Here is a 1,261-nt window from a genome sequence, read left to right as displayed (position 1 = left end):
GCGAGAAGGGATACATACATTTGCAGCTTCGTCAGCAGCGTCAGATATGTATAAGAGACAGGGGGCGGGGCGTGCGGACCCCGGGGCGGCCCGCGCGTCCGGTGTCAGCGGGTGACGAACTGGGTGAGGATCGCCTGTACCTCGTAGATGTCCACGCCCTTGGTGAAGGTCTTCTGCATCGGCACGGAGTCGCCGGAGATCCAGATCTTCAGTTCCCCGTCGAGGTCGAAGGTGCCGGCGGTCTCCACGGCGAAGTGCGTGATGCTCTTGTAGGGGATGGAGTGGTACTCCACCTTCTTGCCGGTGATGCCCTGCTTGTCGACCAGGATGAGCCGCCGGTCGGTGAACAGGATGGTGTCGCGGATCAGCAGGTACGCGGCGTGCACCTGCTCCCCCTGACCCAGCAGCCTCGCGTACTCCTGCTGCGCCTGCGCCGGGTCGATGGCGTGCGCGTTGCCGAAGAGTGCCATGGGTTCCCCGTTCCTCGTCCCCGCGCGTCCCGCGCGCGTGGTTCGTACGGTAGCGGGGACGCCCGGCCGCCGGGGACGGTTCCGCCGGGTCGGTTCAGCGGCGGGCCGCCGCGCGGGCGGTGTGCCCGCCCCACCACAGCGTTCCGGCCCCCACCACCAGTGAGCAGGCCACCCGCGCGGCGAGATGTCCGTCGCCCCGGGCCGGGTGGTGGAGCACGAGGAGCGGAACGAGTGCCGCCAGCGGCCCCCGCACCTGCCACAGCACCGCCCCCACCGGCGATTGGGCCCCGGGGAGCAGGTGGGCCGGGACCGGGCCCCGGTACGCACTCACCAGCGTCGCGCCGACCACCGCCGGAACGGCCGCCACGGCGAGTACGGTGCCCCGGAGCGCCGGCCCCGCCCCGGCGCCCGCCGGGAGGGCGACCACCGCCGAGGCGAGCGGCAGCGCCGTCGACAGCAGCGCCACCGGCAGCAGCGCGTGCCGCAGGGCCACCCCGGCCGCCGACCATGGCAGGCCCGCGGATCTCCGGAGGTCGTCCCCGTCCAGCCGGGCCGGTTCGGCGAGGTGGTGGGCCGCCGCCCACACCGCCACCGGGACGAGCAGGCCGAGCAGGCCGAGCAGGCCGAGCAGGGGGGCGAGGGCCGGCGGATCGGGTGGGGACGCCACCGGCGGGAGGTGGAGCAGTGCCGCCGCCGCGAGCACCCACACTCCCGCCCACAGCGGGCGGGCCGGTTCCCGCAGCAGGGCCACGGCGTCCCGCCAGGGCACCACGAGGGCGGGCCGGCGGGGG

General features: G+C 74.3%; 1 protein-coding gene and 1 pseudogene. Both read right to left on the bottom strand.

From position 1 onward, the window contains the following. Window positions 1-104: 104 nt before the first annotated feature. Entirely contained in the window at window positions 105-470 is a 366-nt protein-coding gene (locus FOE67_RS26080; RefSeq protein ID WP_182667285.1) for a PH domain-containing protein, read from the bottom strand. A gap of 94 nt (window positions 471-564) precedes the next feature. Next, a pseudogene (locus FOE67_RS26075) lies at window positions 565-1,261 on the bottom strand (hypothetical protein); the annotation flags it as partial.

The organism is Streptomyces calidiresistens, from assembly GCF_014141525.1.
Taxonomy (GTDB): Bacteria; Actinomycetota; Actinomycetes; order Streptomycetales; family Streptomycetaceae; genus Streptomyces; species Streptomyces calidiresistens.
This window is presented reverse-complemented; position numbering and strand designations above follow the sequence as displayed.